This is a genomic window from Archangium sp. (genome assembly GCF_036277355.1).
Classification (GTDB): domain Bacteria; phylum Myxococcota; class Myxococcia; order Myxococcales; family Myxococcaceae; genus Archangium.
In genome coordinates this window covers 1-6,557 of the sequence record NZ_DASUNC010000039.1, presented here as the reverse complement: position 1 = coordinate 6,557, position 6,557 = coordinate 1, and the positions used below count along the sequence as shown (strand labels likewise).

6 protein-coding genes are annotated in these 6,557 nt (G+C 71.9%); 1 reads left to right on the top strand and 5 read right to left on the bottom strand.

Features of this window, described 5'->3' with window-relative positions; translation table 11 throughout:
• The 5 genes from VFZ09_RS09725 to VFZ09_RS09705 all read right to left on the bottom strand — a co-directional run.
• On the bottom strand, nt 1-1,115 hold a 1,115-nt coding region (locus VFZ09_RS09725), incomplete at its 3' end, for a methyl-accepting chemotaxis protein (protein ID WP_329727234.1).
• A gap of 45 nt (nt 1,116-1,160) precedes the next feature.
• Nucleotides 1,161-2,780 (bottom strand): chemotaxis protein CheA, encoded by a 1,620-nt coding sequence (locus VFZ09_RS09720; RefSeq protein ID WP_329727233.1) that lies wholly within the window; start codon nt 2,778-2,780, stop codon nt 1,161-1,163.
• A gap of 29 nt (nt 2,781-2,809) precedes the next feature.
• Nucleotides 2,810-3,421 (bottom strand): GAF domain-containing protein, encoded by a 612-nt coding sequence (locus VFZ09_RS09715; protein ID WP_329727232.1) that lies wholly within the window; start codon nt 3,419-3,421, stop codon nt 2,810-2,812.
• On the bottom strand, nt 3,418-3,801 hold the full coding sequence (locus tag VFZ09_RS09710) for a response regulator (protein WP_329727231.1): 384 nt from the start codon (nt 3,799-3,801) through the stop codon (nt 3,418-3,420). The genes VFZ09_RS09715 and VFZ09_RS09710 overlap by 4 nt, the downstream gene beginning before the upstream one ends.
• Before the next feature lie 38 nt (nt 3,802-3,839).
• Entirely contained in the window at nt 3,840-5,006 is a 1,167-nt protein-coding gene (locus VFZ09_RS09705) for a PilZ domain-containing protein (protein WP_329727230.1), read from the bottom strand.
• Between the two features lie 551 nt (nt 5,007-5,557).
• Between VFZ09_RS09705 and VFZ09_RS09700 the strand changes: the two genes are divergently transcribed.
• On the top strand, nt 5,558-6,557 hold a 1,000-nt coding region (locus VFZ09_RS09700), incomplete at its 3' end, for a serine/threonine-protein kinase (RefSeq protein WP_329727229.1).

The following is a 6,557-nucleotide window of genomic DNA, read 5'->3' as shown; positions in this document are numbered from 1 at the left end:
GCGTTCAGCGCCAGCAGGTTCGTCTGGTACGCGATCTCCTCCACGATGGAGATGCGCTCGGCGATCGCCGCCATCGCCTCCACCGTCTCGTTCACCGCCAGTCCGCTCTCCTCCGCCTCCGCCGCTCCCCTCACCGCCATCCGCTCCAACTGCTTGCTCGTCTCCGCGTTCTGGCTGATGGACGAGCTCAGCTGCTCCAGGCTCGTCGTCGTCTCCTCCACCGACGCCGCCTGCGTGCTCGTCCCCTGTGACAACGCCTGCGCCGCCGCAGCCACCTGCCCCGATGCCCCGGAGAGCGAGCCCACCGCGCCCCGCACCTCTCCCAGCACGCCCCCGAAGCGCTGCACCATCTCGCGCATGCCGGCCATCATCTGGGCCGTCTCGTCCCGGCCCTTCACCTCCACGGCCGTGGTCAGGTCTCCCGAGGCCAGCCTCACCGTGAGCCCCACCGCCTCGTTCAACGGCCGGGTGATGCTGCGCGCCAGCACCCACGCCAGCAGCACCGCCAGCAGCGGTCCCACGATGCCGCCCCCCACCAACATCCGCTTGACGGAGCTCACCTGGACATCGGTCACCTCGGCATTCCGCTGGTTCAGCTCCTGCTCGTCGCGGATGACGGCCATCGCCGTGCTCTGCATGAGCTCCAGGCTCTGCCGGCCCTTGCCGCTCTCCACGTAGTCGACGACGTGCTCCATCGGAACGCGTCCGGCCACCATGTCCCGGCGCAGCTTCACCTGGTGCTCGAGGTGGGGGAGGTAGTGCTGCTGGTATTGCACCATGAGCTGCTCCAGCAGCTGCTGCGCCCGGGGGTTGCTGGCCGTCAGCTTCCGCAGCTGGAGGTTGTTCTCGACGACGCTGGCCCTCCACTCGGGCAGGGCGTCGAGCAGGGACTCGTTGCCCGTGAGCGCGAACTCCGCCACCCGCTGCTCCATCTGCACCAGCTGGAGGCCCGTGGAGAGCATGGAGATCTGCACGTCGCGTGAGCGGAAGTAGTCCTGGTTGTTCACCAGCAGCAGGAAGAAGCCATAGGCCCCCCAGAGGGTGGCGGCGAGCAGCGCGACGAGGACCCCGAAGCCGAGCTGCAACTTCCGGGAGATGGTGAGGTTCTGGAGCATGGTTCTCTTTCGGAATGGAGGAAGAAGGCGCGAGCGGGCGGAGCGTCAGCTCACGGCGGGCCGCTGGCGGATGGCGGTGCGCAGCAGCGTGGGCACGTCCAGGACGAGCCCCACGCGGCCACTGCCGAGGATGGTGGAGCCGGACACGCCGGGCAGGTGGCGGAAGAGCCGGCCCAGGGGCTTGAGGACGCACTGGCCCTCGCCGAAGAGCGCGTCCACCACCAGGCCCGCGCGGCTGCCCCCGTGGCCCAGCACGACGACGCTCTCCCGGCCCGCCGCGGGGCCCTCCACGCCCAGCATCTCGCGCAACCGCAGGTAGGGCAGCGCCCGGCCGCGCAGGTTCAACACGCCGGCCCCCGGCTGCCCGGTGCGCTCCACCGGCAACTCCAGACACTCACGCACCGCCTCCAGCGGCAGCACGTACGTCTCCTCGCCCACCCCCACCGAGAAGCCCTGGATGGTGGCCAGCGTCAGCGGCACCCGCAGCGTCACCGTGGTGCCCTTCCCCTCCTGGCTGCGCAGCGTCACCAGGCCCCGCAGCGCCTCCACGCTCCGGCGCACCACGTCCATGCCCACGCCGCGCCCGGACACCTCCGTCACCGCCTCGGCCGTGCTCAACCCCGGCAGGAAGACGAGCTCCTCCAGCTCCTCCACCGTCATCCGCTCGGGCTCCAGCCCCAGCCCGCGCGCCTTCTCCCTCAGCCTGTCATGGTGCAGGCCCCGGCCGTCATCGCTCAGCGCCACCACCAGCGAGCCTGGCTCGTGGAAGGCCCTCAGCACCAGCGTGCCGCACGCCGCCTTCCCCGCCGCCTTGCGCTCCTCCGGCGTCTCCAGTCCGTGGTCCACCGCGTTGCGCACCAGGTGCAGCAGCGGCTCGCGCAGGCCCTCCACCAGCGCCGTGTCCACCTCCACCTCCTCACCCTCCAGCACCAGCCGCGCCCACTTGCGCTCCGTCCGCGTCAAATCCCTCACCGTGCGCAGGTGCTGCCGGAAGAGCGGGCCCACCGGCACCATCCGCACCCGCATCACCTCTTCCCGCAGCTCCTCGTGCAGCCGGTCCGCCTCGAGGTGCACCTCCAGCGCCTCCTCGGCCGTGCCCGTCGCCAGCACCCGTGCCAGCCGCGTGCGGGCAATCGCCAGCTCCCCCGTGAGGATGGCGATGCGGTCCAGCTTCTCCACGTCCACCCGCAGCGTGCGCGCGCGCCGCCCCGCCGCGTCCTCCACCCCCGGCTCCTCCACCCGCGGCGCGTACACCCTTCGCCGCGCCTCCTGCTGGCGCAACGCCTCGGCGCACGCCCCCAGCCGCTCCACCAGCGCCGCGTCCTCCTCCGCCGGCCGCTCCCGCCCCGCGAGCACCTCCGCCAGCAGCTCGCGCAGCCGGTCCACCGCCGCCAGCAGCAGCGTCACGTGCTCGTCCGTCACCGGCAGCCGCCGCTCCACCAGCGTCTCCAGCACGTCCTCCAGCACGTGCGATACGTCCGTCATGCCGGTGAAGCCCATCGCCGACGCCGCGCCCTTCACCGTGTGCGCACCCCGGAAGATGGCCCGCAGCGCCTCCTCGTCCGGGTGCTCCTCCAGGGAGACGAGCGTCTCCTCCATCTGCGTGAGGAGCTCGCCCGACTCCTCGGCGAACGTGGCGAGCAGCCGCTCGCGATCCAGTTCCAAGTGTGTCCCCCTCCCTCGAAGCCGCCCGCTCAGGACGGCTTGCCGGCGGCCATGCCGCGGGCGCAGAACAAGGCCCTGCCACCTTCCGTCGCGAGCAGCTCCAGCAGCTCACGGTCCTCGGGCTCGAGGCGCGGTTTGTGGGGCAGCAGGCCGAACAGCACCATCATCCCGAGGACGTGCCCCCCCAGTCTCAGCGGCACGCACGCGCGCGGCCCGTGTGTCCGGTGGTGAGCGCTCCCCGCCTCCATCAGCTCCTCCAGCCACGAGGCGCCGCTGCGCGCCGAGCGGCCGATGGGACCGTCCTCCGCCAGTGGCAGCCGGCGGAAGCGCTCGGCGTCGATGCCCAGCGACACCCGCAGCACCAGCTCCGCGCCCTCGCGCTCGAAGATGCCCAGCGTCTCCGAGCCCACCAGGTTGATGAGCAGGTCTTGGAGGATGTCCAACAGCTCCAGCGGCTGGAGCGTCTCGTGCAGCCGCTGGGTGGCCACGCGCAGACGCACCAGGTGGGCCAGCTCCGCCTCCACCAGTCCCTGGCGCTGCACGCGCCACTGCGCGTCCTCTCTCAGCCGTTCGTTCTCCGCGCGCAGCACGGCCACTTCCGCGCGCAGGGCCTCGTTCTCCCAGTGGAGTTGCTCCCTCATGCGCGCCGCGCCTCCTCCAGGTGGCCGCGCACCTTGGCCAGCAGCTCCTCGCCGTCGAAGGGCTTGGTGATGTAGTCGGTGCACCCGCTCTCGAAGCCCTGGCGCACGTAGTGCGGCTCGCCCCGGGTGGTGACGAGGATGATGGGCACGTCCCGCGTCTCCGCGCGTGCGCGCAGGGCCCGGCACGTCTGGAAGCCGTCCATGCGGGGCATGAGCACATCCAGGAAGATGAGGTCCGGCCGCTCGGTGGAGGCCTTGTCCAGCGCCTCCTGGCCGTCCCTCGCGGTGACGAGCTCGTAGCCACAGTGGGCCAGCATCATCCGGTGCAGCAACAGCACGGTGCTCGAGTCGTCGACGAGCAGGATCTTCTTCCTGGCCATGACGTTCCTCCTGCGGGCGATGGGGGAGACAGCGGGGACTACATGAGGCCGTTGCCGCGGATGAGCTCGCGCAGCTGCATCAGCCGCCGGGGGCTCATGCCCAGGAACTGGATGCCCATGCCGAGCGGATACGAGGCGGTGCGGCGCGCGGTGTACGGGTTGGACCAGGCGACGAGGCCGGGGCCCTCGAGCACCTCGCGGGTGGTGGGCAGGTGGATGCGCAGCTCCAGCGCGGCGCCGGCGCGGGCGGGCACCAGGGTGCGCACGAAGAGGGCCCCGGGGCTGAGCGCGCTGGAGTAGCAGGAGGACCAGGAGAAGGTGCCCACCTCGCGGTACTCCACCGGGCAGACGAAGGGCACGCGCTCGTCCACCAGCAGCGCGGCGAGGTTGCGCTGGAGCTGGCCGTTGATGCGCGACAGCAGGTGGCGCGGCGCCAGGGTGCGCGAGCTCAGCCACACCTGCCCGAGCATGGGCATCTCCGTGACGTCGCCGTCCGTCACCACCACGGTGGGCACCCGGCCCAGGCGCGCCTCGGTGCGCAGGCGCTCCACGCGCATCATCTCCTCGGCCGAGGTGACGCGGGCGCGCGTGAGCAGCAGGTGGAGGGGCTCGCCGCACTCGGCCACCCGGGCCACGGCCTGCTCATGGGTGGAGGCGTACAGCAGGTGGTGGCCACACGCCTCCAGGTCCGTGCCCAGGCCCCCGGGCGTGTCCGGCGCCTCGCCCACCAGCAGCACGGTGCGCGGGGTGCGCCGCTCCATCATCCGCGGCTCGAGGGGCCCGGGCCGCTCGCGCAGCACGTCCAGGCGCGCCTGCAGCTCGGTGATGCGCACCGGGCCCAGCAGGCAGTCCTCCGCCCCGCCCCGCACGCACGCCTCCAGCAGCTCCGCCGGCGTGTGGTCTCCCACCACCACGAGGAGGGGCACGTCCCCATTCCGCGCGGGGCCTCGCAGCGCCGCGCACCCGGGCGAGCCATCCGCCGGCAGCACCCGCCAGTCCACCACCACCATCAACGGCCGGCACCGGCCCAGCTCCACCCGGGCCGCCAGCAGGTTGTCCACCGACACCACCTCGCAGCCCACCGCGCGCAACAGGGGCGTGAGGTACAGCCGCAGCTCCTTGGCCTGGTCCACCAGCAACACCTTGCGCGAGGGCTCCGCGGACACTCCGGACTGCTGGGACAGTGCGTGCGTGGCGAATGACATGTCGCTTTCCCCCCGTGGGTCCGTGCCTCCTCTCATTCCCTGACATGGACAGGGAATCCAGGAGCACTGAGAGTAAATGATATGAAAGGGAAATACGGGAAACAATGCCTGCTCGCCTCCTGTCCTCGTGAACCGGGTCCGGCCCATGGACGCTAGCGGACACTCCTCCCCCACCCGGGGGCCGCCCCCCTCGTCTTCCCTCGGAAATCCAACGATTGCGGCATCCACTACCGGACAGCGCGGGGGCTCCGCACGGAGTCGGACATGGCCCTACCGGAGGCGCTCTGTTGGGGGGTCCACAGCATTTGAAATGCTGCTTCAAGACAGGCAAAACATTCCATGTCACGGGTCGGGAATCATCCGTCTGGGCAAAAACTCTCATGCGTCGAGGATGACCCATGTAAGCAATTGCCTGCCCTTCCCCGCTCGCGAGCGGGCGGGCAGGTGGGACCCAGGCTCGAGGCGGGTCCTGTGCTGGTGACCGCGAGACCGCGCCCACCACGGGGGGCACGCGACCTGATACGTTGAGGTCCTCGGAGGTCAGATCCCGCATGTCCACACAGACTCCATGCCCCAGCCCCAGGCCCGAGCCCCCCCTTCCCCCTGGCGCCGAGGCCGCGCCGCCTCCGCCCGACACGTCCCCGCTGCCGCCCGGCACGCGCATTGGCTGGGAGGAGGTGGAGGGGGTGCTGGGCAGCGGGGGCTTCGCCACGGTGTACCGGGTGCGCAGCCCGGACGGGTACGTGTCCGCCCTCAAGCTGCTGCCACTGGACCAGGGCCCCGAGCGGGCCGCGAGGGCCTGGCGCGAGGTGTCGCTGGGCATGCGCCTGCGCCACCGCCACCTGGTGCGCCAGCTGGGCGCGGGCCAGTGGCCCCTGGAGGCGCCCCGGTACGTGTGGGTGAAGCTGGAGCTGGTGAAGGGCCCCACGCTGGAGGAGTGGGCGCCGGGGCGCCGCCTGGGCGAGGTGGTGGAGCGGGTGCTGGAGGTGGCGCGGGGGCTGGCGGTGTCGCACGAGGCGGGCGTCATCCACCGCGACGTGAAGGAGGCCAACATCCTGGTGAGCCAGGAGACGGGCGAGGCGGTGCTGGTGGACTTCGGGGTGGGCTGGCACCCGGCCTGCCCCACGCTGACGCAGGGGATGTTTCCCCCGGGCACGCCGGCCTACCGCGCCCCCGAGGCGTGGGCGTATGGGCGTGCACACGCGGGCGAGCCGGGCGCGCACTACCGGGCCGGCGTGGGGGATGACCTGTACGCGCTGGGCGTGGTGCTCTACCGGTTGCTGACGGGCCGCTTCCCCTTCCGCCGCGCCGAGCACGGGGGCGAGGACGTGGAGGCGGTGCTGCACCGCGAGCCCCTGCCGCCGCACCTCGTCAACCCGCGGGTGCCCCTGGAGGTGGAGGCGGTGTGCCTGCGGCTGCTGGCCAAGACGCCCGAGGCGCGCTACCCGGACGCCGTGACGCTGTGCCGGGTGCTGAAGGAACTGAGGGCCCGGACGGACGTGGACTGGCGGCAGGTGCTGCACCCGGAGCGGCGGCGCGCGGTGAAGCCCT

What these genes read in the sequence shown, in the direction of transcription:
- VFZ09_RS09715 (WP_329727232.1), bottom strand. Translation starts at nt 3,421, where the DNA reads ATGAGGGAGCAACTCCACTGGGAGAACGAGGCCCTGCGCGCGGAAGTG.
- VFZ09_RS09710 (WP_329727231.1), bottom strand. Translation starts at nt 3,801, where the DNA reads ATGGCCAGGAAGAAGATCCTGCTCGTCGACGACTCGAGCACCGTGCTG.
- VFZ09_RS09705 (WP_329727230.1), bottom strand. Translation starts at nt 5,006, where the DNA reads ATGTCATTCGCCACGCACGCACTGTCCCAGCAGTCCGGAGTGTCCGCG.